At 44.7% G+C, this 25,206-nt stretch carries 24 protein-coding genes; 12 read left to right on the top strand and 12 right to left on the bottom strand.

Translation table 11 applies throughout. From position 1 onward, the window contains the following. Positions 1 to 6: 6 nt before the first annotated feature. Both H8K52_RS05340 and H8K52_RS05335 read left to right on the top strand, forming a co-directional pair. A complete protein-coding gene (locus H8K52_RS05340) occupies positions 7 to 1,035 on the top strand; it encodes an MBG domain-containing protein (protein ID WP_186921860.1) in 1,029 nt (342 codons plus the stop codon). 335 nt (positions 1,036 to 1,370) lie between these two features. Further along, a complete protein-coding gene (locus H8K52_RS05335; protein WP_186921859.1) occupies positions 1,371 to 1,925 on the top strand; it encodes a L,D-transpeptidase family protein in 555 nt (184 codons plus the stop codon). A gap of 94 nt (positions 1,926 to 2,019) precedes the next feature. Here the strand turns inward: H8K52_RS05335 and H8K52_RS05330 are convergent, their stop codons facing one another. Both H8K52_RS05330 and H8K52_RS05325 read right to left on the bottom strand, forming a co-directional pair. Continuing rightward, a complete protein-coding gene (locus tag H8K52_RS05330) occupies positions 2,020 to 3,705 on the bottom strand; it encodes a long-chain-fatty-acid--CoA ligase (RefSeq protein ID WP_186921999.1) in 1,686 nt (561 codons plus the stop codon). A gap of 254 nt (positions 3,706 to 3,959) precedes the next feature. Continuing rightward, complete coding sequence (locus H8K52_RS05325) at positions 3,960 to 6,038, bottom strand: molybdopterin-containing oxidoreductase family protein (RefSeq protein WP_186921858.1); 2,079 nt, start codon at positions 6,036 to 6,038, stop codon at positions 3,960 to 3,962. A 261-nt stretch (positions 6,039 to 6,299) separates the two neighbouring features. On the opposite strand from H8K52_RS05325, the gene H8K52_RS05320 reads away from it, so the two are divergent. The 4 genes from H8K52_RS05320 to H8K52_RS05305 all read left to right on the top strand — a co-directional run bounded on the left by H8K52_RS05320 (position 6,300) and on the right by H8K52_RS05305 (position 10,610). Further along, a complete protein-coding gene (locus H8K52_RS05320; RefSeq protein ID WP_186921857.1) occupies positions 6,300 to 6,800 on the top strand; it encodes a disulfide bond formation protein B in 501 nt (166 codons plus the stop codon). Beyond that, entirely contained in the window at positions 6,800 to 7,639 is an 840-nt protein-coding gene (prmC, locus tag H8K52_RS05315; RefSeq protein WP_186921856.1) for a peptide chain release factor N(5)-glutamine methyltransferase, read from the top strand. Before H8K52_RS05320 ends, prmC begins: the two co-directional genes overlap by 1 nt. A gap of 43 nt (positions 7,640 to 7,682) precedes the next feature. Continuing rightward, a complete protein-coding gene (locus H8K52_RS05310; RefSeq protein ID WP_186921855.1) occupies positions 7,683 to 8,102 on the top strand; it encodes a GNAT family N-acetyltransferase in 420 nt (139 codons plus the stop codon). A 150-nt stretch (positions 8,103 to 8,252) separates the two neighbouring features. Further along, entirely contained in the window at positions 8,253 to 10,610 is a 2,358-nt protein-coding gene (locus H8K52_RS05305) for a Tex family protein (RefSeq protein ID WP_186921854.1), read from the top strand. 180 nt (positions 10,611 to 10,790) lie between these two features. On the opposite strand, the gene H8K52_RS05300 is transcribed toward H8K52_RS05305, so the two are convergent. Further along, entirely contained in the window at positions 10,791 to 10,964 is a 174-nt protein-coding gene (locus tag H8K52_RS05300) for a hypothetical protein (RefSeq protein ID WP_186921853.1), read from the bottom strand. Between the two features lie 217 nt (positions 10,965 to 11,181). On the opposite strand from H8K52_RS05300, the gene H8K52_RS05295 reads away from it, so the two are divergent. The 3 genes from H8K52_RS05295 to H8K52_RS05285 all read left to right on the top strand — a co-directional run bounded on the left by H8K52_RS05295 (position 11,182) and on the right by H8K52_RS05285 (position 12,762). Continuing rightward, entirely contained in the window at positions 11,182 to 11,607 is a 426-nt protein-coding gene (locus H8K52_RS05295; protein ID WP_186921852.1) for a hypothetical protein, read from the top strand. Positions 11,608 to 11,659: 52 nt separating this feature from the next. Continuing rightward, complete coding sequence (locus H8K52_RS05290; RefSeq protein WP_186921851.1) at positions 11,660 to 11,974, top strand: hypothetical protein; 315 nt, start codon at positions 11,660 to 11,662, stop codon at positions 11,972 to 11,974. 77 nt (positions 11,975 to 12,051) lie between these two features. Beyond that, positions 12,052 to 12,762: a hypothetical protein gene (locus H8K52_RS05285; RefSeq protein ID WP_186921850.1), complete on the top strand. Its 711-nt coding sequence runs from the start codon at positions 12,052 to 12,054 to the stop codon at positions 12,760 to 12,762. 145 nt (positions 12,763 to 12,907) lie between these two features. On the opposite strand, the gene H8K52_RS05280 is transcribed toward H8K52_RS05285, so the two are convergent. Together H8K52_RS05280 and H8K52_RS05275 are read right to left on the bottom strand one after the other, a co-directional pair. After that, the gene (locus H8K52_RS05280) at positions 12,908 to 14,419 is read right to left on the bottom strand and encodes a carotenoid oxygenase family protein (RefSeq protein ID WP_186921849.1); all 1,512 of its coding nucleotides are present in this window, start codon (positions 14,417 to 14,419) and stop codon (positions 12,908 to 12,910) included. A 15-nt stretch (positions 14,420 to 14,434) separates the two neighbouring features. Beyond that, positions 14,435 to 14,860, bottom strand: a complete 426-nt coding sequence (locus tag H8K52_RS05275; RefSeq protein ID WP_186921848.1) for a DUF2141 domain-containing protein — start codon at positions 14,858 to 14,860, stop codon at positions 14,435 to 14,437. Positions 14,861 to 15,125: 265 nt separating this feature from the next. On the opposite strand from H8K52_RS05275, the gene grxD reads away from it, so the two are divergent. Both grxD and H8K52_RS05265 read left to right on the top strand, forming a co-directional pair. After that, positions 15,126 to 15,437 carry a Grx4 family monothiol glutaredoxin gene (gene grxD / locus H8K52_RS05270; RefSeq protein WP_186921847.1) on the top strand — a complete coding sequence of 104 codons (312 nt, stop codon included), beginning with the start codon at positions 15,126 to 15,128 and terminating at the stop codon, positions 15,435 to 15,437. 9 nt (positions 15,438 to 15,446) lie between these two features. Continuing rightward, positions 15,447 to 16,034: a UbiX family flavin prenyltransferase gene (locus H8K52_RS05265; protein ID WP_343044133.1), complete on the top strand. Its 588-nt coding sequence runs from the start codon at positions 15,447 to 15,449 to the stop codon at positions 16,032 to 16,034. A gap of 999 nt (positions 16,035 to 17,033) precedes the next feature. Here H8K52_RS05265 and H8K52_RS05260 read toward each other — a convergent pair. The 7 genes from H8K52_RS05260 to H8K52_RS05230 all read right to left on the bottom strand — a co-directional run bounded on the left by H8K52_RS05260 (position 17,034) and on the right by H8K52_RS05230 (position 24,112). Beyond that, positions 17,034 to 18,713 (bottom strand): DUF262 domain-containing protein, encoded by a 1,680-nt coding sequence (locus H8K52_RS05260; protein ID WP_186921846.1) that lies wholly within the window; start codon positions 18,711 to 18,713, stop codon positions 17,034 to 17,036. An 11-nt stretch (positions 18,714 to 18,724) separates the two neighbouring features. Further along, a complete protein-coding gene (locus H8K52_RS05255; RefSeq protein ID WP_222613688.1) occupies positions 18,725 to 19,735 on the bottom strand; it encodes a hypothetical protein in 1,011 nt (336 codons plus the stop codon). A 2-nt stretch (positions 19,736 to 19,737) separates the two neighbouring features. Continuing rightward, a complete protein-coding gene (locus tag H8K52_RS05250; RefSeq protein ID WP_186921844.1) occupies positions 19,738 to 20,988 on the bottom strand; it encodes an AAA family ATPase in 1,251 nt (416 codons plus the stop codon). 149 nt (positions 20,989 to 21,137) lie between these two features. Continuing rightward, the gene (locus tag H8K52_RS05245; protein WP_186921843.1) at positions 21,138 to 21,461 is read right to left on the bottom strand and encodes a hypothetical protein; all 324 of its coding nucleotides are present in this window, start codon (positions 21,459 to 21,461) and stop codon (positions 21,138 to 21,140) included. A gap of 57 nt (positions 21,462 to 21,518) precedes the next feature. Further along, entirely contained in the window at positions 21,519 to 22,238 is a 720-nt protein-coding gene (locus H8K52_RS05240) for a MobC domain-containing protein (RefSeq protein ID WP_186921842.1), read from the bottom strand. Between the two features lie 780 nt (positions 22,239 to 23,018). After that, a complete protein-coding gene (gene trfA, locus H8K52_RS05235) occupies positions 23,019 to 23,891 on the bottom strand; it encodes a plasmid replication initiator TrfA (RefSeq protein WP_222613687.1) in 873 nt (290 codons plus the stop codon). An 8-nt stretch (positions 23,892 to 23,899) separates the two neighbouring features. After that, on the bottom strand, positions 23,900 to 24,112 hold the full coding sequence (locus H8K52_RS05230) for a DNA-binding protein (RefSeq protein WP_186921840.1): 213 nt from the start codon (positions 24,110 to 24,112) through the stop codon (positions 23,900 to 23,902). 93 nt (positions 24,113 to 24,205) lie between these two features. On the opposite strand from H8K52_RS05230, the gene H8K52_RS05225 reads away from it, so the two are divergent. Continuing rightward, a complete protein-coding gene (locus tag H8K52_RS05225; protein ID WP_186921839.1) occupies positions 24,206 to 25,180 on the top strand; it encodes a hypothetical protein in 975 nt (324 codons plus the stop codon). Positions 25,181 to 25,206: the final 26 nt, after the last annotated feature.

Genomic DNA, 25,206 nt, shown 5'->3' with positions numbered 1-25,206 from the left:
CTGGTAGTGAAAGCGAATGACGCTAGCAAAAATTATGGCCAGACCATCACATTGCCTCTCACCGCATTTACTAGCAGTGGACTGGTCAATGGTGACACCATCGTTAGTGTCAATGAAACTAGCCCTGGCACGATTGCCACCGCCAACGTGATTGGCAGTCCTTATGCCATTACACCTAGTGGTGCGAGCGGGACGTTCACACCGTCCAATTACACCCTCAGTTATGTCAATGGTGTTTTGAAGGTTCTACCAATTCCGCTCGTGATCACAGCAAATGACGCAACCAAAAATTATGGCCAGTTGATTAGCTTTCCATTCACAGCCTTTACCACCACTGGTTTAGTCAATGGCGATACGGTAGTGAATGTGAATGAAACCAGTCCAGGTGCAATCGCCACCGCCCCTGTCATTGGCAGTCCTTATGCAATCACACCGAGTGGCGCTACAGGTACCTACACGCCGTCCAACTACAATGAGACCTACGTTAATGGCATCTTAACGGTCAAGCCATTAGCACTGGTTGTGAAAGCAACTGATGTCACTAAGCCTTATGGCAGCGTCGTCGAACTCACGCAATTTACCCAAACCGGCCTACTGCCAGGCGAGACGATTACGAAAACAGATTTAACCAGTCCAGGTACAGTCGCTACGGCCTCGGTCGTCGATAGTCCGTATGTCATCACCGTCAGTAATGCCACCGGTGAGAATTTTACGCCTAGCAATTACAACATCAACTATGTTCCGGGTGAACTTACGGTGACGACACCGGTGACGATCATTCCTCCAACGATACTAACGCCGCTAACGCCGACCAATCCAAACCCCGTTGGCGTTGACATTGTCACGCCCACATTACCGACAGGCTTAGACAGCTTGCTGGTACCAGAGCCTATCAAACCAGTGACGCCAATAATCAAACCAATCCCGGTTCCGGTTCCAGTGCCAGTCAAAGTCACTCCACCAATTCGGAGCGACAAACCTGTACCCGACTTCAAAAAAACGACCGAACGTCCCCGCAAACAAGACCGTCATTAAATAAAGGAGCAAAGATCGCAAGCTGAAACAAGATTTCAAGTTGCGATCTCCTTTAGCGTTTTTTTATCGCATTCTAATCGCTCACTGACCAAAGAAATTCAAACTTATTGCCCAAATAACGACGCCTTATGTGTACAAAAAATCGCTTTCTTCAGTGTCTCTTGTGGCCTCTAATCGTCGGTGTAGCAATCGCGACATCAACCAATGCACATCCCCAAGCTCGGCCGCAAATCGACGTTGAAAACCTTGATCGGATGTCGATAGTAAAACCGATAGTGAAAGCCGTCGAACCCATCACTTCACGCGGAGCTGATAGCTCCATCAGCAGTCATGACATGACAAACTTTGTCTATTTCGATCAAGGACCAGCATCATCGCAATTGATCGAGCTCACAAGCTGGATCACCGAAACTGGCGACAATCAAAGTGCGCCCTACTTAATTATTGACAAAGCCCATGCTCAATTACTGATCTTTCACAGTGACGGAACATTGGCTGGTACCACACCCGTTTTATTAGGTTTGGCCGTTGGCGATAAACTAATACCCAATACCAACCAACATACGCTGGCAAAAATCAGACCTGCAGATAGGATTACACCAGCAGGTCGCTTTCCAATGGAATTTGGGCATGATCTGCATGGACAAGATATCTTTTGGATCGATTACGAAGCGTCAATTTCTTTGCATCGTATTTTTGAAGGGAATGCCAAAGAGCGCCGACGAGAAAGGATGCAATCTACATCCTCTGCCGATAATCGAATTAGCTTTGGGTGTATCAACGTGTCAAAGGAGTTTTACGAAAAAACACTTCGCCATGTCTTCAGCAAGAGTCTTGGATTTGCCTACATCATGCCTGAAGACAATTCGTTAGCACTTCCTTATCAATGACAAAGCCCCCAAACTATGACTCACAGTTTGGGGGCTTGTTGTGATTTTTTACTACTTTGACTAACATGACACCATGCTTGGAAAGTCTAAAAAATTACGCTGCCTTTTTAGCTTCATCCCGCAAAGCACGACGCAAAATTTTACCGACGTTGGTCTTTGGTAACTCAGTGCGGAACTCAATGTATTTTGGTTTCTTGTAAGCGGTAAATTCTTCCTTACAGAACGCCATCAAATCTTCTTTCGTCAGCGCTGGATCTTTCTTGACGACGAATAACTTGACCGCCTCACCAGAGTTTTCGTCTGGAACACCCACGCAAGCACATTCCAAGACACCTGGATGACCAGCCACGACGCCTTCGATTTCGGTTGGGTAGACATTAAAGCCTGAGACCAAAATCATGTCTTTTTTACGGTCAACAATTTTGGTAAAACCACGTTCATCCATGATCCCAATGTCACCCGACTTAAAGAATCCGTCAGGGGTAAATGCATTCGCGGTTTCATCTGGACGGTTCCAATAACCGAGCATCACTTGCGGTCCACGAATAGCGATTTCGCCGCTTTCACCAAGTGGCACAGGCTTGCCATCGTCATCCAAAATGGCAATTTCTGTAGAAGAAATCGGCAGACCAATACTGCCGGTGAATTCTTTTGAATCAGCATAGTTCGCTGTTGCTACCGGAGATGTTTCTGACAAGCCGTAACCTTCTGCAATCGCACAACCAGTGACCGCTTTCCAACGTTCCGCTACGGCTTTTTGTACCGCCATACCGCCACCTGTACAGCACAAATAACCAGAGAAATCAGTATTTGCAAATTCTGGATTATTCAACAGTGCGTTATAGAGTGTGTTCACCGCCGGGAAAATATTGATCTTGTATTTTTTGAGTTCTTTCACAAAACCTGGAATGTCGCGCGGATTTGGGATTAACACATTCAAGCCACCAATACGCGTACCAACCATATTACATACGGTCAGAGCGAAGATATGGTACAGCGGTAAAGCACACACAAACACCAATTGCGGTGTTTCTTTATGGGCATCCATGCTCGGTTTGAGCCAAGCGTGATTCTGCAATACGTTTGCCACCACATTACGATGACTCAACACCGCGCCTTTTGAAACACCCGTCGTACCACCGGTATATTGCAAGAAGGCGACATCATCAAGCTTGGACTCGACTGGTTGAAACTTCATCGAAGCACCTTGAGCGACGATGTCATTAAAGCGGAAAGATCCTGGCAAAGAAAACGCAGGGACCAATTTCTTCACATGACGCACCACCAGATTCACGATCGTGCCTTTCACCCCACCCAACAAATCACCCATCGCACACACCACAACGTGTTTAATGTTGGTGCCCGCAATCGAATGCTCTAAAGTTGTCGCGAAATTTTCTAAAACAAAAATCACCTCTGCGCCAGAGTCTTTTAGTTGATGCTCAAGTTCACGATGCGTGTATAAAGGATTGACGTTCACCACGATATAACCTGCACGCAAAATAGCAGCTAGCGCCACTGGATATTGCAAGAGGTTAGGCATCATGACAGCTACGCGCGCACCGGGTTTTAAGCCACGGCTCTGCAGCCATGCTGCGACTTTCTTCGACATCGCATCAACTTCGCCATAGGTCATGAACTTGTCCATACAGACGTATGCTTTGCGATCAGCAAAGGACTTAAATGCCTCTTCCAATAAATGTACTAAAGATTTGTACTGATTGACGTCGATCTCGGCGGGTACGCTTGGCGGATAAGACTTCAGCCAAAATTTATCTATGTTGGTCGCTGTATTCATTATTGTCTCCATTTTTATTTGTTCAATCCACTGCGTGGCAATCCCACCGAGTTTAAACGACAGTGATTTCTTGGATGCAGGAAAACGAACATGTTTTCTTAAAACCAAATGCACCAACAAGATACACCAAGCATTGCGCTGTGACCATTGTTGGTGCGAATTAGCCTCGCAAAAATCCTAAAACTGAGTAAGGATTCTAGGAAATTTTGCGGCGCAACATAAACAAAGGGTCGGCATCACGCCTTTTCTACTTGCACTAAAAGATCGTAAAAGGTTGGACCGCCACCCATGTCCGTCAATTGCTGGCTGGTGACTTCATTAGCATTCTTATGATCGGAAGCGAGTTTTTTCCACCAAATGGAGAGCCCGACCACCAGCCCAGGTTTGGCTTTTTCGGTCAACCGAGCTTTTGCCACAAAACTGCCTCTATCATTAAAAATCCGTACCATCTGACCAGCGGAAATGTGACGAACCGCAGCATCGTCTGGGTGCATATCCAAATGCGGCTCCCCTTCGGTATCGCGCAAACTCTTTACATTCACAAAGGTCGAATTCAGAAAATTACGCGCCGGCGGCGAAATCATCGCCAAAGGATATTTGGCAGCCAATTGCGGATTGCTGATCACAGATTCATAGGGTGGAATATACGCGGGTAAAGGATCTAATCCAGCGTCTAACATCTGTTGGCTATAAAATTCACACTTACCCGACGGCGTGGTAAAACCACCATGCGCGAACGGGACTTCAGGCATCTGTAGTTTTGACCAGCCAGACTGTTTCAACTGTTCCCAATTGGTGTGTTGAGTACGAGGGTGTTGGTAGTTAAATGCCAGCGCGCCCAATTCATCATCCGTCTCGGCAAAACAAGGGTCGGTGAAACCCAATGCTTTCGCAAGCAAGCGGAAAACTTCAGTATTGGGTTTGGATTCACCGATCGGTGCAATCGACGGATTGCTCGCCATCATATAACGATGTCCATAGGCCGAGTGCGCATCAAGATGCTCTAACTGCGTCGTTGCTGGCAACAGAATATCGGCGTAATCCGCGGTATCTGTCTGAAAATGTTCTAGTACCACAGTGAACAGATCTTCCCGTGCAAACCCTAGTGCAACGGCAGAGGAGTCAGGCGCAATTGCCACCGGATTCGAGTTATATACGATCACGGCCTCTACCTTGGGACCAAATTCGTCTGAACCAGGATGCAACAAGGTGTCGCCGATGTCGCTCATATTCAAAGTACGACTAGCCTGAGCAGCCGGGAATAAATCCGGACGCTCTAATGCGGCTGAGTTTTTTACGAAGCTACCTGAAGACGACAATAAAACACCACCCGCGGCATGACGCCAAGCACCAACTAGCGCGGGCAAACATGAAATATTACGCACCGCCATGCCACCGCCGTGCGTACGCTGCACCCCATAATTCATGCGAATCAAGCTAGGTTCACCACGTTTTGCGCCTTCACCATAGTCCCGCGCAAGGCCGATTATTTCTTCGACAGTGATGCCGCAAATTTCAGCGACTTTTTCTGGAGTCCACTCAGCAACACGTTGTTGCAATTGTTCAAATCCAAGCGTGTATTGCGCGATGTAATCGTGATCGAGCAAGTCCTCTTTGATCAACACATGCATCATCCCTAACACCAATGCCGAGTCGGTCCCTGCTCGCACTGCGATATGTTGATGACATTTCTCGGCACTCAAGGAGCGATAAGGATCAATCGCAATAATTTTGGCACCATTGCGTTTTGCTTCTTGTACGCGTGTCCAAAAATGGAGATTCGAGGCGATAGGATTGCCGCCCCAGATAATAATCAAACGGGCGTTTTGCGTTTGTTCGACATCGGTACCAATGCGGTCGCCCAACGTATATTTATAGCCAACTCCACCTGCCGACGCACAAATTGTTCTGTCTAAGAAAGACGCACCCAGTTTATTCAACACCCGCGCCGCCATGCTTTCGCCTTGCACCAAGCCCATGGTTCCTGCATAGCTATAGGGCATAATCGCCAATGGATTACGGGCAGCGATTTCTCTAAGTCGGCTCGCGATGGTCTGAATCGCTTCATCCCAACTTATCCGTTCAAACTTACCTTCGCCTTTGTTGCCAACCCGCTTTTGCGGATAGAGCAAGCGATCAGGATGGTAAGTACGTTCGGTATAACGCGCCACTTTGGTGCATAAGACACCAGCCGTAGTCGGATGATCAGGATCACCCTTGACCTCGGTTGCCACCCCATCTTTGACTGTCACCAACAAGGCACAGGTATCAGGGCAATCATGAGGGCAAACAGCGCGAACGACATTACTAGACATGGTACTTCCTTTGCTTCTGGGAACATTTATAAAATACGCTGAATTGAGCGATGATAACGTGATGATAGACTGCTTCACCAAGATCTGCCAGCCAGTGTAAGACGTTGCAGGGGAACTTTCCTTTACCAAGACAGTCACTTAGCCTGTCGCGTACGAAATGCGCCAAGTCTATAACTTTGCGTAAAGATGGCTAAATCTAGTATGCTTACGCCCTCTCGATTGAATATCGCTGAACATTATTGAAGTCACTTGGAACTTGTCATGAATCGTACAAAAGCACTCTTGATCACCATTATTCTCGCTTGCCTTGGTTTGCTTGGCTTTGCAATGTATTTGCAACTGGTGCTGGATATGCTGCCCTGTCCGTTTTGCGTCATCCAGCGCTATGCATTTGCTTTGATTGCCCTAGTTTGTTTACTCAGCTTATTCAAACCAAAATTCATGCGTGGAGCGATGTCGGCAAGCTTATCGTTTAGCTTAATTGGTGGTGGCATCGCTAGCTATCAGTTATGGGTGATTGCACAACCACTCGGATCTTGCGGTGCAGATCTATGGTCTGGGCCTATCAATAGCCTCTTTCCTGCCAAGTTATTTCCCGTGATGTTCCGAGCCAATGGCTTATGTGAAACACCATATGATCCCATCTTGGGCTTATCGATTCCGACTTGGGCACTGGTCTGGTTTCTGGTATTTGCGGTCGCCTCAATCTATTTGCTAGTAACCAAGCCTAAAGAACCAAGCATTTTTGCGAACAAGCTGTAATGAGTGAGTGGTTTTCAGTTGACGACAGTATCGCTGCCTGTCAACAAAAGTCTCCCTTAGATGCACTCGAAACCCGCATGTTGTTAAGCCATGTCGGTGAATTGAGCAGAGTTCAGTTAATCACACAAAGTGATCGCCAACTGAGCGCCGGGCAAATTACTGCACTCAATAATTTGGTACAGAAGCGCGTAGACGGCGAACCATTGGCCTATTTGATCGGCGAGCGCGAGTTTTTTGGACTTAGCTTCAAGGTCAATCCAGCCGTGTTGATTCCGCGCCCTGACACCGAATTATTAGTTGAACTCGCCCTACAACACACACCAGACAAGGCAAGCCTGCTTGATATGGGCACCGGCTCTGGTGCGATTGCCATTAGCATCGCAGTACAACGTCATGATTTAACGATTTACGCTTGTGACATCAGCAACGATGCTTTGGAAATTGCCAAATTCAATGCCGACAAATTACTCAAGGACCGCCCCTCGATCGCGTTTTACCAAAGCGATTGGTATCAACAAATCCCTCCACAACGATTTAATACCATCGTTAGCAACCCACCGTATATCGTCAAAGATGATGAACACCTAAGTCAGGGTGATTTACGTTTTGAACCTATCAATGCGCTGACCGACCACGCCGATGGCTTGAGTGCGTATAGAAAAATTATTGGTGATGCGCCTGCGTATTTAGCGAAAGATGGTTGGCTTTTGATGGAGCATGGCTACCATCAATCACAAGATGTTCAGACGCTTTTACGAGATCGTGGATTTAGCGAAGTGCAAAGCTGGCAGGATTTGGCTGGTATATGGCGCGTCACCGGCGGCCGTTGGCTGGCCTAGTCAGAGTACTAGCCAAAAATAGGAAGAAAATAGGATAAGAAAGATGGAAATCAGTAACGACAAGACCCGACTCGATCTCGACGTCATTCATGCTTTTTTATCGAAAGGAAGCACTTGGGCATTGAATATTCCACGTTCCCTGGTTGAACAATCCATCAGCAACTCATTATGTTTTGGCGGCTATGAGAACGGTCAACAAATCGCCTTTGCCCGCGTGGTCAGTGATTTTGCGACCTTCGCCTATTTAATGGACGTATTCGTTGTGCCGCAACACCAAGGCCGCGGTTTAAGCTTGCAATTAGTTCAAGCAGTAATGTCGCATCCGCAATTGCAGGGTCTACGCCGCTTTATGCTCGCCAGCAGCAATGCACGCGGCTTGTATCAACGTTTTGGATTTCAGCAACTCGGCAATCCAAACATCATGATGGAAATCAATATTCCAGACATCTATTCAAAAACATAAAACAGCAACTCATCTCATTCAACCGCGCGATACGCTTCACACATGTGCTTCGCAATTGCCTTTTTTCTCTCTTGTCAAGACTGGCGCAATCTCACAGATTGCGTATGATCACGAGCTTGATTTAACTTCCCTGATTTTTTTGAAACCTTTATGTTGCCTTCCATTGAACAACGCCTTGCCGTAGAACTCGCCGCCAAACCAGCACAAATCGCCGCTGCAGTTGCCCTTTTAGACGAAGGCGCGACCGTGCCCTTTATCTCTCGCTATCGTAAAGAAGCCACTGGTGGACTCGATGATACGCAACTGCGTTTATTAGAAGAGCGCTTACGCTATTTGCGCGAATTAGAAGACCGCCGCGCTGCCATCATTGCTTCGATCGAAGAACAAAACAAAATGACGCCGGAGTTGCTGACCGCAATCAGCTTGGCAGAAGACAAAACACGTTTAGAAGATTTATATTTGCCGTACAAACAAAAGCGTCGCACCAAAGCGCAGATCGCGGTCGAAGCTGGTTTGCAACCACTGGCAGATGCTTTATTGGCTGACCCCAACTTAGTTCCGGAAACTGTCGCAGAAGCGTACTTAAAACCAGCATTCACCACCGCTGCGGGTGAAAATCCAGGTGTCGCCGATGTCAAAGCTGCATTAGATGGTGCGCGTCAGATTTTGATGGAACGCTTCGCGGAAGACGCCACTTTAATTCAATCGATACGCGAATATTTGCTAGATCACGGTATCGTCGAAACGGCTGTCGTAGCTGGCAAAGAAGATGCCGGTGCTAAATTTAGCGATTACTTTGCGTACTCAGAAACTTTGGGCACGATTCCTTCTCACCGTGCCTTAGCAATTTTCCGTGGTCGTCGCGAAGAATTTCTCACTGTCACTTTGCGCCTCGACACCGAAGAAGAGAAACCAAAATGGGATGCGCCTCTCAATCCTTGCGAAAGCCGCATTGCCGCCCACTTCGGCGTCAGCAATAAAAACCGTGCCGCAGACAAATGGTTAAACGACACCGTGCGTTGGGCATGGCGCGTGAAAGTGTTCATGCACATGGAAACCGAGTTAATGACCAACCTGCGTGAGCAAGCCGAAGTCGAAGCGATCAATGTATTTGCGCGCAATCTCAAAGCCTTGTTATTAGCAGCACCCGCCGGACCTCGTGCCACCATGGGTCTTGACCCAGGCTTGCGCACTGGCGTTAAAGTCGCGATTGTTGATGCCACTGGCAAAGTGATGGAACACGCCACAATTTATCCACATCAACCGCGCAATGATTGGGATGGTTCTTTGCACGTATTGGCGCAATTAGCCGCAAAACATAATGTGTCTTTGATCTCTATCGGCAACGGCACAGCCTCACGTGAAACGGACAAATTAGCGCAAGACTTAATCAAGCTCAAACCTGAATTAAAACTGACCAAAATCGTGGTATCTGAGGCCGGTGCTTCCGTGTATTCTGCCTCCGAATTCGCTTCAAAAGAATTACCAGACTTAGACGTCACGATTCGCGGTGCGGTGTCGATTGCGCGTCGCCTGCAAGATCCTTTGGCTGAACTGGTGAAGATCGATCCTAAATCCATAGGCGTGGGTCAATATCAGCATGATGTCGGCCAATCGCAATTAGCACGCTCGCTCGATGCCGTAGTTGAGGATTGCGTGAATGCGGTCGGCGTTGATGTCAACACCGCATCTGCCCCTTTGCTGGCACGTGTGTCTGGCTTGTCCAGCAGCGTGGCGCAAAGCATCGTCAATTATCGTGATGCCAAAGGCATGTTTACTTCGCGCTCCGAGTTGCGTTCAGTCCCACGCTTAGGCGATAAGACGTTTGAGCAAGCAGCGGGCTTCTTACGCATTATGAATGGCGACAATCCTCTCGACGCCTCCGCTGTTCATCCTGAATCCTATCCTTTGGTAGAAAAGATTCTCGCGGATATCAAGAAAGATGTGAAAACCATTATCGGTGATAGCGGCGTACTGAAAAGCATCAGTCCATCCAAATATGCGGATGACAAATTTGGTATTCCGACGATCACAGATATTTTAAAAGAATTAGAAAAGCCTGGTCGTGATCCACGCCCAGAATTCACTACTGCAACCTTTAAAGACGGTGTCGAAGAAATCCGCGATTTGCGCCCCGATATGATTCTCGAAGGCGTGATCACCAACGTCGCTGCTTTCGGTGCTTTCGTCGATATTGGCGTTCATCAAGATGGTCTGGTGCATATTTCTGCACTCTCCAATACCTTTGTTAAAGACCCACACACCGTGGTCAAAGCAGGTCAGGTCGTGAAGGTCAAAGTCTTAGAAGTTGACGAAAAACGTAAGCGCATCGCTTTAACCATGCGACTAACCGATTCAGCGCCACAACCAGGTAGCAAGCCTGAACAACGTGCTGATCGTGACGATGCAAAACGCCTCAATCAACATCGCAGTCAAGCACAACATTCACAGCAAGCAGCTCCAGTGAATAGCGCGATGGCTTCGGCTTTTGCGAAATTGAAACGCTAGGATTCACTCTACTGCGAAAATCGAGGTGCAGTTCGATCATATTCGCCAAACAAGATGCTCGATGTTCCTGCAAGAGCAGGAACATCGCCTCACACACGCATAAACTGTCCCATGAAGAAAATGGTGCACCCAATACGCTAAATGCGCTAACACCAAAGGTCCTACAGACAAATTTGGACGTCAAACATCGTAGTGAAACTGCTTTGCTTGTCGATGTCGAAAACCCACACTTAGCAACCAAGGCTCGCCTTCTTTATGCGATCCAAGTGTTGGTACGACGTGCTCTTCAAATCGACAACGAACACCAAAATCAAAACTCTCTGTTTTACCATTGTCCACATCTAATCGCATCATCGCTTTCTCCCACTTCATTTCCAGAGGTATGCGTCAACTTATCTCGAAAAAAATCGCATTTATATGAATTCAAAACACAAATTCAATTTCATTTAAACTTTAATAAAAAATATGAATTATTGACCACTAAGTTATATTTTTGATTACAATCTGCCTTTTCTAAGTTTGTGCGCCCAATCGCTAAAATGTTTAAATAATCAACCAAGGAAAATTTCTTATGGAATTTCTTTATAAGTCTGTTCTTTTAATTGCAAGCATTACTCTCAGTGCCTGTGGAGCTATTGGCCCACTTGCTGTCGTCGACTATTCAGACTTAGGCGAGAGCAAACTTGCAAAAGCGATCGCACTTGAGCTATCGCATGACACGATACCGCAGATGAAGAGGGCTATCCGCAAACTCACCGACGACATAAATCCACTTCAAGCAAACATTGCTCGCGAGGCCTATACATCGATAGGTTTCAACTGCGAGGCATCACCTTCCACCAAATGTAGGTTTGTTGGATCCGCCAAATTTGAGCTAAGAAATGTTAGCGCGGAGCTTAGCGCATTAAACGCGCACACACAACGTGTTGAAATTTTATTGGACTATTCGAGCAAGCCCATTACTTTAGACATTCAGGTCGTTAGAACAAAAAATTAAAATTCGTAACATTCACAACCATATGAATTAAATCATCTAGGAGAGTCAAATCATGCCAAAAATTATCGCTGCACAAGCTCCAGTTCTTGGAGGAGCAGGGCAACACAACTTTTGGGTTTTACTTGGCGACAATGGTCAAGTTCTGAGCCAACTTCATGGCTTTCAAGCAGGCCCTAACGGTGAACCAAGTACCACTGGTGTAGGCGGCACTCTGCGAGTTTACAACAACTATGGAATGGAGTTTAACTCCTCCACTTCACAACAAGTGGTATTTGAAGGAGAAGCAGAAGCGGTCGCAGCACGCTGGAATGCTGCATTAGATTGCAAGACTCTCATTAATGAAAAAATTACAGTTATAACGCGCTAGATATCGACTTTCTCGGACATAACAGCAATTCCGTCGCCTCAACACTTGCTGCTTGCATGGGCCTATCAGAGCCAAACTTGGGTGGATATATACCTGGATTTGGTGAAATTATTCTGTCGGCACAAGAAATACAATATATTCAGAGTGACTATGACGACATAACTGGGTGTGTTGCAACAATCTCTCATCTGCCCGATGGCAGAATCGCGGGAGATATTCGAGTAGGTGATACGATGCAGTTAGCAGACCATACCAGTCTCGAAGCAGCAACTGGCGAAGTCACTTTCTCTGTAGAAAAAACTTGCCCTGGCTTTAGAATTGTCACAGTTAGTGGTGCCACATTAATGTGTTCCGATACGGCACCAATTCCAACTCTTGATGGCTTGGTCTTAGCCCCAGATCTTTTGGGTAAGGCAGTTGCAGTTCGTCGTGATGGCCCGGATGGCAGTAAAAATACATGGGAAGAAGTTATAGAAGTACAAGACATCGGGTCACTTTTAGTACAGCATATAACTGTCGGAGACCGTTGCTTTTGGGCAGGAGAAAAACCAGGTGTCTACATCCTCCATCACAATATGAAAGCAGGACCAGGCGGAGGAACAGATCCTTGGGATTGGGATGATTGGTGGTTCCCAATATCTGGCTCAAATGATTCAGAGAATAACATCGTACCAAAAACAAATGCTGTTGGGTCAACTTCACAAACTCAACATGTGACCACAACTATTGTTAATGGTGAATTGGTTATTGTCGGCGTTCCCATGACCACACTTCAATTGTTAACCTAGACACCAATAATTACTGTTACCAGCAATAAAGGTGGAGGTATCTAGCCCAATACCTCCCCTGTGTGGCACTTTACTTTTTCTAAAATACAATTAAGAAAGAATAAAACTACTCCCTTTGAGATCCGCTAACTTACTAAAATCAAGCTCACGCACGAGAATAAAAATTCCCATGAAAACAGTGTGGCACCCAATACGGTAAATGGGCTAAGGCGACTGGTCCGGCAGATAGGTTCTGGGCGTCAAGCACGCTTGCGAAGCTGGTTTGCTTTTCTATGTCAAAGCCCACGCCTACCAACCAAGCTTCGCCCTCTTTACGTGAGCCTGCCTTAGGCACCACGACATGCTCTTCCAAGCGACAACGATCGCCAAAATCATAAGCATCTGTCTTGCCGCTTTCGAGATCCAAACGCATCACACCATTGAGCGTATTGTTATCAAACTTATTCACTGCAACTGGATAATATAGAAACTGATTTCGTTGCCCGACCACACGCGGATCGACTCTTGGAAATTCGAGTAAGTCTTTGCGCTCGGTCATACTGATTTTGTTTCTATTTAAATCGATCGTCAAGAAAGCTGGCGTAGATGGTTCTGACGTCACTTCTTCACCGCGCATGATTTTCGGCATCCAAGTATTGAAATTGCTGAGATCTTCGCTCTTCACAAAATCTAAACGAATCACATTATTGTCTTCCCATGCATTCCCGAAATGGAACAACATCGTGGCGGGGATTTCCAAAATACGACTCTTCGTAAAATCCGCTTTTTCTACAATGAGCACCTTGCTCGATTCATTGGCTTTCCATTCCATAGAATTGACCATGCTACGTCCAGAATGCAGCAAATCCATATTCAATGCGATTGGAGAAAATATGAAAATCAAGTGCTTTTGCGACACTACGAAATCATGCACCATCGCAGATCTTGGACATGTCATCACATGATGTTTCACCAATTTTCCTTGCGGTGAAAATTGATACATCACGACTTTATCCATCATCGTGCCGAAGTTCCACATCGTGCCATCGGCCTCGACTTTGGGATGCGCTGAAAACGGCATACCAGCTAATTCTGGAGTCCATGACACTATGCCCTGTGTTTGCAGACTAGTCGCATCCATCGCGTGTGCGGATCCACCTTCCCACAATGCTAGCAAGCGGTCATCCATCTTTATCACGTTGGTGTTTGCCGTGTTCATCGTATCGGAAGAACGTAAAGGGATTTTTGGCGCAATTGCGGTACCAAATGCTGGCACCAAAAACTCACCAGCCTGCTCCTCTGCGACAAATTTCTTGGTACGCACAAAACGCGCTTGGTGCGACACGCCTTGATCGGTAAAGCGCCAAGCATGCACCATCCCATCGCCATCAAACCAGTGATGATAACGCTGACCTCCACGCTCAAATAACCCAGGTCCATTGCGATAAAAGTCACCGCGCAGGTCTGCTGGTATCTTTCCTTCGATCCAGGCTTTGTCGCAACTAACATCTTGCCCGCGGTAACCACGTAAACAAGTGAGTTTAGGATTTGCTTGAAATAACGGCTCTGCCTTTACGGATTGACTGGTCTGGCTCACACCAGCTTGTGTTGCCCAAGCAGGTAATGCAAGGCCAGAAGCTGCAACACCCAAAGAGTGAAAGAAATGGCGGCGATTCATGATGACTCTCCCAACTTAGTTAATACGGATACTGATAGCGGTCTTAGCTTGATCCAGCTTGATCTTGGCAGCATCGAAAGATGGTGGACCAAAATTACCAGCGGCATTATTACTAAAGCCATATGGCTCAGTTGGCATTCCAATTACATTGCTATCAAGACGACCATTGCTATTGAGATCGTGGAATACGGAAACCGCATATTCCCCTTCAGGTAAGTTATCAAACTGCACGCTTAAACTTACATTATTTGCGCTGACTTTTTTACTAAACTGCGCCTGCTTCAACCATTGACCTTTTTGATTAAAAACGGCCACCATGACCTCGCCCTTGATTTCATTCAGTCCTTGTATTTCGACTTGTAAATCGCCCGCCTGAGCAGCACCACTAATTAAACCAAGGCTCAGTATCAGTAAGCTTGTGATCGATGCGAAAGTTTTCATAAGACCTCCAAATAGTTAAGTAAGACCACATCTTATGGAGACTGGAACTATCGAGGTTTTTTATGCGACCAGACAAATACAATGTGGCGCGAACCGTCATTAGTTGGCGCGAAAGTTCGAGCATAGAAAATTTACCTAGCTCAACGATGACGTTTTATAAATACCAGAGAAGCGCTTCACTTTGACTAGTTCATTTGGCTCCGTAAGCTTTTCTCAGTTTCCTTTATAATGCTGTTCATCGATTTTTATCTTTGAAGGAAACATCATGAGCGACGTACAAGTCTGGATTAAAGAAACTGTGACAAACAACCCTGTCGTGCTTTTCATGAAAGGCACTGCACAATTTCCACAATGTGGCTTTTCGGGTCGTGCGATTCAAATTTTGAAAGCCTGCGGTGCACAAAGCCCGGTGACTGTTAACGTATTGGAAGATCCTGTGGTTCGCCAAGGGATTAAAGACTATGCGAACTGGCCAACAATTCCACAGTTGTATGTCAATGGCGAATTCATTGGCGGCTCGGACATCATGAATGAGATGTTTGAAAGTGGTGAGTTACAAGCTTTGATCAAAGGCTAAGTGCTAGCCGTGACGAAATCTGTGCGCATTATCGTTGCCATCACGGGCGCCACTGGTGCTATCTATGGCGTACGCTTGCTGCAACATCTGCGCACGATTTCTCATGTTGAAACCCATTTAATGGTATCGGATGCAGGTGTACTCAATATTCACCAAGAGCTCGATATCAAGCGTAAAGACGTAGAAGCTCTCGCGGATGTGGTTCATTCCGTACGCGACATCGGGGCTAGTATCGCCAGTGGCTCGTTTCAATCCGATGGCATGATCATTGCGCCTTGCTCTATGAAGACATTAGCTGCAGTCGCGCACGGCTTTGCAGATAACCTGATCACACGCGCCGCTGACGTGGTCTTAAAAGAACGTCGGCGCTTGGTGCTCATGGTGAGAGAAACCCCATTCAATCTCGCGCATTTACGCAACATGACCGCTGTGACCGAAATGGGCGGCATCATTTTCCCACCGCTTCCGAATTTTTATCATCGTCCAAGCAGTATTGAAGAGATGGTTGATCACAGCTTGGCAAGAGTTCTTGATTTATTTCAAATTGAACATCAGCTTTCACCACGCTGGGCAGGCCTCAAGACAGGCAGCGAATAACTAAACTCTTCCAATTTCACCGAACAACAAACTCGCTATATCCGAGTCGCAACCATCAGTTTGCGCGCGTTGTAAGACGCGCCTGAGAGATTGTCATGCAAGCTTTAGGGTAGTTTGAATTTTGTTTCAAATGCCTGTGCTAAGTTCGTCAATCGACGACCCTGCGGTGGCTCCACTTTTCGCCCGTGCAAAAACAAACGCCTCACATGCAGAACACGTAAGGCGTTGTTTTTATTGGTGCCGGTTGCCGGAATCGAACTGGCTACCTGATGATTACAAGTTGACAAGTAAAACCATAAGTCTTTGATATTTAAGGGAAAGTGACCGTAATTAAGTTTAATAGAAAGTACTTTATAATCAGTAACTTAGCGTAATTTTAAGGAATAGAAAAGAACTGATGTGTGTACTGTATATGTACTCACACATAAAAGCAGACCAGCGAATTTTCTTATTATGCGATCCAACTCTATCGTCGTTTTTTAGACACATGCAATGGATGAAACCTTCCGCTTACTGAATACTCAGGTTGAAATCCGGTGTTCTTAGTCCTTGCAAGTGAGTAATCAGTGTCTTGAGCCGATTCATAGAATTTACATTCGATTCATCTAACAAGTCTCAACCCTTGCCTAAATCAACAATCATCATTCCAAAATGCATTTTTCAAGAAACTCGGCGCTTTCAACAATTGTTATTTAGGTATTAAAATCAATTCGAATAATGCGCCGCCGGTTGGATTTTATTGTTCTGCTTGTAACGCCCGTAAGTAATGGATTAACAGCTCTCAATCATATTTTAATTGCAGATATCGATTGCTAAGGGCTCAAAATTTGGCGTTGCTAGCAACATGGTGATTCCGACTTTTAAATTATCACCTGTCACCCAGCATCGGTGTGTGCTTCCAGAGGATTCGTTACAATCAATGTGCATCCTCAATAAATAAAAGACAACATGAAATTAATTACATTAAATTCCATTTACAAACAAAAAAATTAAAAATTTCTAAAACAGGTTCGCTGTCGATGGAACCCGATTAAGATTTACACGCTCTCGCTCAATACGCCACTCGGACTTATCCCAGTTGGCGATGTTTAAATTACGAAGTTCAAAGAACTCTTCTAAGTCATTATTTCGCAGAGCCCTGAGGCATTCTGGAGTAATCAAATGAATGTCGAGGAAGTGTTGATCGATCTCATTATTACTTCTCAACAAAGCGCGCATTGCATTCAACTTGCTTGGATGCAAAAAAACCCTGTTCCCAAGAGTTTGCAACAGAGTTTTTAGCTTTGTTGACGCTCCTGCTGGAGTTGAGAAAAGTTTGCAAAAAGCGTCTTTACCGTGCATTTCCAGAAGATTAGCTCCATTAATTGTATGACCGGTATCATCGACAAGGTCTTGTCGCAATGCTGTTCTAATCATCCAAGCTCTTACCCTTGCAAATCGTGAATCAAAACGCAACCGGAGGACTAAATCATCATCCCAGGTCCCTACTTCACTCATATGGTTCAAGCTACGTAAAGTTTCCTGTTCAGTTCTAACTTGACGGAATGATCCGCTCCCAAAAACCTCGGTACAAGCAGTTCGCCAAAACCAATTTGCGAATGCATCTTCCGGAATAGGTAAATTTCGTCTCTCAACGTACTCGATCGACAAGAACACCAACTGTAAGGCGTATGGTAGAAGATCTTGCCTAACAACCCCCATTCTTCGAATCAATAGCTCTATCGCCGCCTTCATTCCAAAAGCAGCGTTATCCAACAAATCATTATCTTTTCTGATGCTATCAATCAATTGCCTTTCATCAATCTTGGAAATATCAGGTGCAATTAGACCCTTGCAGACTTGGAGAAACAAGCGATCCTCTAACTCTCTCCAGCCATCTGGAAAACCGTCACGTAGCGATGCCAATTTCTCACGAAGATCAAATTTTGAAGTCCATGTTAGCGCAGCAACCAAGTGCGCTTCCCCCATTGGAGTACCCTGACTATTAATTCTCTGGAAAGTTCTAGCGGCCAAATTCAAATCATCGGTCACCATAACAACAATAGGAATTCTGTATTGTTGAAAGCGATAAGATAACTGATCCGCGCGCTCTTCCCATACTTCGAAGTCTAGTTCAGTCCAGTTTTTCAGCTCCATAGATTCGCGCATTGCGCGCATATGACGATTGACCATTCGGCCATCAAAAAGTGTCGAGAGTGGCAGTAATGGTCTATTGTCCATCATTTTCTTTGGTCGATTCACAAAGACAAAATCTTGATCCATCAAGTCATATTGAATAACCCAGTCAATCACTTCATCTTCAGAATCATCAGCGGAGGTTGACTCAATTTCTTGCAATGGAGACAACAAGACACCGAGCAGCGTGGAAACACGTTGATGTCCGTCAAGCAAATATTGGCGACCTCTTAGAGGTATTCCATCGGTGAGATTCGGAATATGGTGGGGGCCAACTTTCGGAAACGAGGCAAGTTCGAATTGAGCGGTGCTCCAAACCAATAAACTACCAATCGGCATGTTGTCTCTTATGGACTCCAACAGTTGAAGGCGTTGTTGATCTTTCCATACGAAAGGTCTTTGAAAACGTGGTACACGAATGTGACCCCGCTGAACATCTTCTAGCAATCCCCTTAGGCTCGGATTTAGATTTTCTGAGGCAAGAGAGGTTAATGACTCTGACATGGTTCAATCCATTAAAGCAAATTAAGAAGTTTTGGGAGCACAATATCGGCCTCTTGCCGCGCATCCATATCCCAGGAAAATTCTCTTCCGATTGATTGCTTATAGTGTCTAGCAATTGTATTTCCGAATCCGGTGCTTAATGATTTGAGTGCTTCATCAGAAAGACCACTGAAAAGATCCCTTGATCGTTCACTGTCTGCACGCTTTCTATCTTTTTCAAGTCCTGCTTTCATATTGTAATACCATCTAGCATTCTGATCCATTTCAAAAAAAAACTTCACGGCATTACTGTCCGTTTTATTCTCTGCAGCTAGAATAAGTTCGTCTCGTGGCATATAAGACTCGATAAATCGACGTTTGAGCATCCAGTAGCGATCTCGAAAGTATTGTTTTACGCAGGCTTCCCATCCGAATGCATGGCAACTTGACGGCTGTTGGCCGACACGTTCTGGTGTCCAATCCAAATTAAATTCATCAGGATGTAGTCGGTCACTATCAAAGAGAACGAAAGTTCGGAGAGCCTTCCATTGCTTCTTGCCTTCAGACTCCAAAATTCTTCCAAGAGAATCTCCACCGCCGTGCACTGGTTCAACCCATCCAGACTCTGCATATTTAAGTATTCGTTCTCTATCGCGCTGTTTCATGATGCCTAACAGAAAGTTCCAATCATTCTCTGAATTTTCAAGAAGAATAATGACCTTTTCATTTATTACATTTAGAGCATCTTCTAACTTTAATACTGGAACAGGTTCATCCCAAGTAGAATTTTCGACTTGATCGACTTTAATTGTTGAGCGACTAGAAGTATAGGTAGATGAACTCCTGATCGATGCCAATATTAAATTCTCAACCGTCTTTCTCACGCGTTCATGATATCCGTTTAACACGCACTCAAGACCTTGATTGGAATCAAACACAAGCGAATGCTGTTCATCTTTGATCGTCGTTGAAATAAGGTGATGTAAATTTACGATAGACGGAGAATCAAGAGGCATCGAGGCGAGTTTTTCAGTAATAATCACCCTCACAGTTGGTGGCTTTCCAATTGTTTTACCATTAGCTGACGCCCTAACGCCACTGCCTCACCAAATGCATCAACCAGCGTCGTATCTTTCGGCTGTCCGTTGCTATCAAAATCGACTGGAATCACATCGCTCGTGCCATCTGCGCGAGACTCTACCCAATATACTCGCACCATTTCTTCGCTGATGTCTCGATTAGCGATTGCAAGTTGTATGCTCGTAAGCAAAACCTCGGAATGTGTTTCCATTAAGATGGTTGGTTCAGATTCGGATTTGACGGTACTGACAAGCACTTTGGCCAACTCTGCTTGTGCACGGGTATGAAGATGTAACTCCGGTTGTTCCAAACATAATAAATTTGGACCGCCAAATTTCGCTCGAGCCAGTGCAACCAACACTGGCAAAACCTGAGCGTAACCTTCACCTGTGTCACAAAGGTTCACCTTTACTTCAGGAGATCCGCTCGGTCTAAGCATTACCCTCCATGCGCCGTCCATCGGATTATCTAGAACTAAGTCCTCACCCAGAGAAGAAAAGAAAGCCCCCGTTTCTCGCAAAACAGGGTCATTTATGCTTCTTAATTGTGCTTCTATGAGATGATTTGCGGCATTGCTACCATCAGGCTTAAGTGTCGGGGAATTTCCTCCACCGTAAGTCACAAGCCTCTGTGGGCGAATTCGAACTCCACTTATCCACTGAACCTTCGATACAAGTGGTTTTAATATGCTTTTAACGTCTAGATTCAGTTGACCAATAACATCCTGCCCCTCAAAATTTTCACGTAAAAGGCTTGTAGGATAACCTTTCCATTCGTCGCTAAACTCATTACTCGGGCCAATGTACGTAATTTCATGCCCGAGATTCTCATTTGAAAATACTTTCCCGAGCTCTTTTTTGAATGAAATTGACTTAATCTCTTGCCATTTACCGGCGAGATCCCCATTAATATCCCATTTTATTGAAAATGTTCCTCCGTCCGATAGACCACTTAAACCGAACTTCAAATTAGATCGTTTTGTTGCTTTGCATACCAGTTCAGGCCAGGTGGCATCTCGTCCAACATCGCCTGCTAGCCAAATAGGTGGACCATTTGCCTTAATCGATTCGACCAATAATGGCAAAAATCTAACCAATGCACTCTTTCCACCGCTGTTCCAACCGAAAAAGAGAGTCAACGGACGCAGTTCAATTTTCTGCTCTCGTGCAAATGCTCGATAATTTTCAATCGAAAAATTTAAGAAACTAGGCGACATTAAGAAACTTTCAACAAATAAATATCTAATTATTTAACAATCCAAGCATACCAGTTAAGAAACCTAGAACGAGTAACCTCCATTGGTCGATTAACTGCTAACTTAATCAAAAACAACGAACTTACTTCGATTGTGATGACACGAGTGTATCAATTTATCTTCTCACTCAATTGACCCTCGATGTGATCGCACGTTTCAGCTACTGAATCTGTTAATTGCAAAGTATATGCTTGGCGTACAACTTCAGTAAATTCGGAAAATATACTTTCAATTTTTTCTTTATCATGAACATGAAAGGATTCGCGACGTCGAGCAAAAGAAAAACTATCCGCCTTCAATTTTTGAATAAGTTCTTGATCTGGATTTATTTTCTGCATTTCTTCAGCAATCTTTCCCGAAGAAATGCCGATCATCGCTGTCATCAGATCGCGCGCGCATTCGAATCTCAAACCGTCTTCGAAAGTCCAAGTCAAGATACGATCTCCCTATATATCAACGACAACAGATAAATTTCTGCAATCACCTAGACACTAGTCAACAAAAAAATATCCCCAATTTTGCTGGCTAACTGCGACTAGTTCTCGAACTGCCAATTTATTCGAATCAACCGTTTTCTTTAACACTTCAATTTCATTAAGACCCAAAACATTATTATGGTTCAAATTTTGATTCATTGCCCTAGCAATTTGATTGAGATTTATTCCGATCGAAGCTAGCTCACGATTTGATCTATTCAAATGCAAAATTTCATTATGTGTCATCACAGACTCCCGAACTAACGTGGATTGGATTAGGCTGGAAATCCAAGGTGATATCTTCATCTGCATTAACCTAGCTTTTCTTCGCAATCGTCCCATCAAGAAATTTGGAACTCTTACTGTTATTTGCTTCAATGCATAATCAGGCTCAAGTTCTCGGATCGACGGCCGCTGCGGGTTTCTTTCGTCAAGTCGGTCAAGCAAAGCGGATTTTAGAAAAGTGTCTCTCGTCATTCCCTGCAGTTTGGCGATGTAATCTAACTTTGTCAAAACACCCTTCGCAAGTTTGCAGCTCACCTGCATGGATGGCTCTTGGCTGTCCACAACATTACTAGGTTTCCAAGCTTGACTTTGCTCACTATTATCAGCGAGATAATGTTGAATTATTTTTCTAAGTAGTGCTGCATCGCTCAAGTTCAAAGCTCGAGCAAATTCCTGGAATTCTCGAAGTTGTGCAGAATCGATTGTGGTCACCAAGCGTGCTTTCGACATAAAAGCTTCTCCTTAAAAAAAGCATCGAATAAATAATTGTGTGCCATATTTCGCTAAGAAAGAGTCTTGAAAGCCTATCCTGCCCTCAATCTCCTACGCATGAAGTCTTTCGGCTATTAATTGCAAAAAATCTCAAGAATGAAGCAGGAATGAAGCATATTCTGAGCAAGATAATACGTATGAAAAGCTTCAGAAAAGCATATTCAAAGCAAGATAGAAGCACTTCGTTTTGAAACTTCATGAATTTCTTGAATTTCCTTTGTTTTGCGCAATTTTTGATCCTAAAATGAAGTCATCAAACAGGAGAGTAAAATGATCAGAATCTTCAAAGTAATAGTTCAAGCAGCGAAAGAAACGCCCTACGAATACTTTATTCCACTCATTGGTGCTTATCGTGGCATTAAGCGTGAATATCAGTTACTGGATCGATTAGAAAGAATGAGGTGTGTACAGACTCCAATTGAATGATCAAATCAAATTCTCTAAACCCGTGCCCAAGACATTTTTTCGCGTCCGCGAAAATCTTCACATCTATTTGAATATCCCTCTATCAATAAATTTGTTCGCGAATCACCTAGGTAAAATAAGGTAAAAGAAGGTAAGGGAAATTTATTTCCTCGGAAATCGTTACCCAGCTTCACTCTTCATTTTTCACATGGAATTCAAACACGATAATTCGGAATGCAAACACGAGAAGTTGGAATGCAAACACGATATGCTGGAATGCAAACACGAGCCTTTTTGGAACGCAAACACGATAGTTATCCACATGCACCAATTTTAGCAACGCCAAATCACCAATCCCTCTTCGCCGCTCTTTAGGCACTTGAATGTGGCATTCTCAATAATTCCGACCCTAGTTAGCTCTGCTATTGCTTCTCTCAACGATCTTCGAAATTTATTCATTGGACTACCGTATTGCAGCGTATATTTCAAATCTTGAAGCTCAAATTTTTGTTCTCGATTGGATGACGCACAAATAATTCGTTGAATTGCCTTAGCGAGATCTTGTCCTTTGCGTATTCGCATTCGTTTGTTCCAATCGATCAGAGAATATTCGCGGATACCGAAAATCAATTGCCATTGTGGGTCGATAATGAAAGTGTAGGTATCGGTTATAGGATCGTAGTCAAAGCTCGACATCATATGAAAAGCCTTGTGTTGACCGACAGAATATTTTTGGCGTCCGTCAGGAGAAAAAACTTCTATCACCAAGGTTGCTGCCGTGAAGGCAACCATAGTCTCTTTAAGCCAACGGTAGTCACGCCCCGAGGTCGAACGTCCAATATCTTTTAAGAACTTAGCGCGCTTCATCGTCGTAGGCTTACCCAATTCAATGTTCCTAGACTCAAAGATCAATTGCATCCAAACATCTGCCTGCTGCTCATTGAATTGCTCGCCACTATAAGTCATTACTGCATCACAACGGCTAGCAAGGAGCGTTCTAAAGTGAACGACTTTCCTTCCTCGCGCAATAGGCGCAAACAAACTAGCTCTAGCGATATGATTAGGCATTGCACGGTAGGATGGGCTAAGCCCTTTCGATAGTATTTTTTTGTCCGAGCGTTTCTCTGACAACGATATAGGAAGCTTGCTTGCCTCCAGCGCCTTTTTCGATAAATGACGCTCTGGATCAAATACAGGTGCTCTCATTTTTCGAATTAGGCTTGATCTAAAATCTGTGCAATTCCTGCGGTCTTAAAATAAATACGACGCCCCAACTTTATTTTTGTTGAGTTGACTCGACGCACCCAATCAGAATCAGTTCGAAGGCCAATGCGCAATCCTTCTGCCGACCGACCAAGCACTTTTGCCAATTGAGTGATTGTCAAAAGTGGACCATATATTTGTGTAAGAGCTTCTTCGATTTGCATACTATCAATCCCCTATAAGTTACGAAACTATGGGTTGTATAGTGGTTGTTTTTAGCGATATGATTACTGAGAAAATTATTCAAAAAGGTTGTAATGCCAAATTCTGGATATAAGTTCGTTTCTCAAAATTGCGCAGAATTGATGCGCCATGCGATAGAGCAGTTCTTCGAATCCGAAAACCAGGATAAGAAGCGATCTCGTCCAGTCACATTGTTCACTCGAATGAAAAAGTATATTGATCCGGCATGGATCGAATATTCCAAACAAGTCAGCACAGATACATGTTTTGGGAATTTGATCTGTGGATTTCTACCAAGCGAGTACGCAAAGGAGAAAGGTTTTTTGAGGCTTGAAGACTGGTGCATCGATACCATTCGACGCATGAACCAAGAACCTTTATTGGCAAAAGAAGAAACATCAATAGAGCTGTATGGAACGATCGCGGAACTCCGCTCCGTCGCACTCAAATGTAGATTAATGAAATCGAAATTTAGACCCGTAACCAATAACAATCAGAGTCGAAATTTTAATATTCAAAACACTCCACTTTTTTGCAGAATCTGTAGCGCGCCAACTGAACTGAGAATGTTCGCAGCTACACCAAGTACCTGGGTAAACGAGGATTTTGACGCGCGACGGCCGAGTAAGATATTTTGCGCTGACCATAGGCCAGTTCGATCAAATAGTTCGAAAATTAGCTCCTCCTATCAGCAGTTTTTAAGACAGGAAAAATTGATAGAAATAGAGTTCGCAAGGCTTCATCGGCAATCCTTTAGCTGGCACGAACCGCGAGCAGAATCAGGAAACGCCTTAGTAGATGAATTCATAAGATTGACGGCTCAAAAAAATTTTCTATATCCTGACGATGAGCCTTTGTTCCAACAATTAGCAAACAAAATTGTAAAGTCACGAGTCAAAGACACTAAGAAAAAAATTGTAGTCGCGTTGAGGTCGGGTAAAACGCAAGCTGAAGTCGCGAAATTAATGGGCATAAGTCAGCAATCTGTTTTCAAAGCTGTCGCGAAGATTCCAAAGGAATTTAGGTTTGATCAAGAGTTAAAAAAATGAATCCAGCTCTACAGCAGCAACTAAAT

Source organism: Affinundibacterium seohonense, from assembly GCF_014284305.1.
Taxonomy (GTDB): Bacteria; Pseudomonadota; Gammaproteobacteria; order Burkholderiales; family Burkholderiaceae_D; genus Undibacterium; species Undibacterium seohonense.
This window is presented reverse-complemented; position numbering and strand designations above follow the sequence as displayed.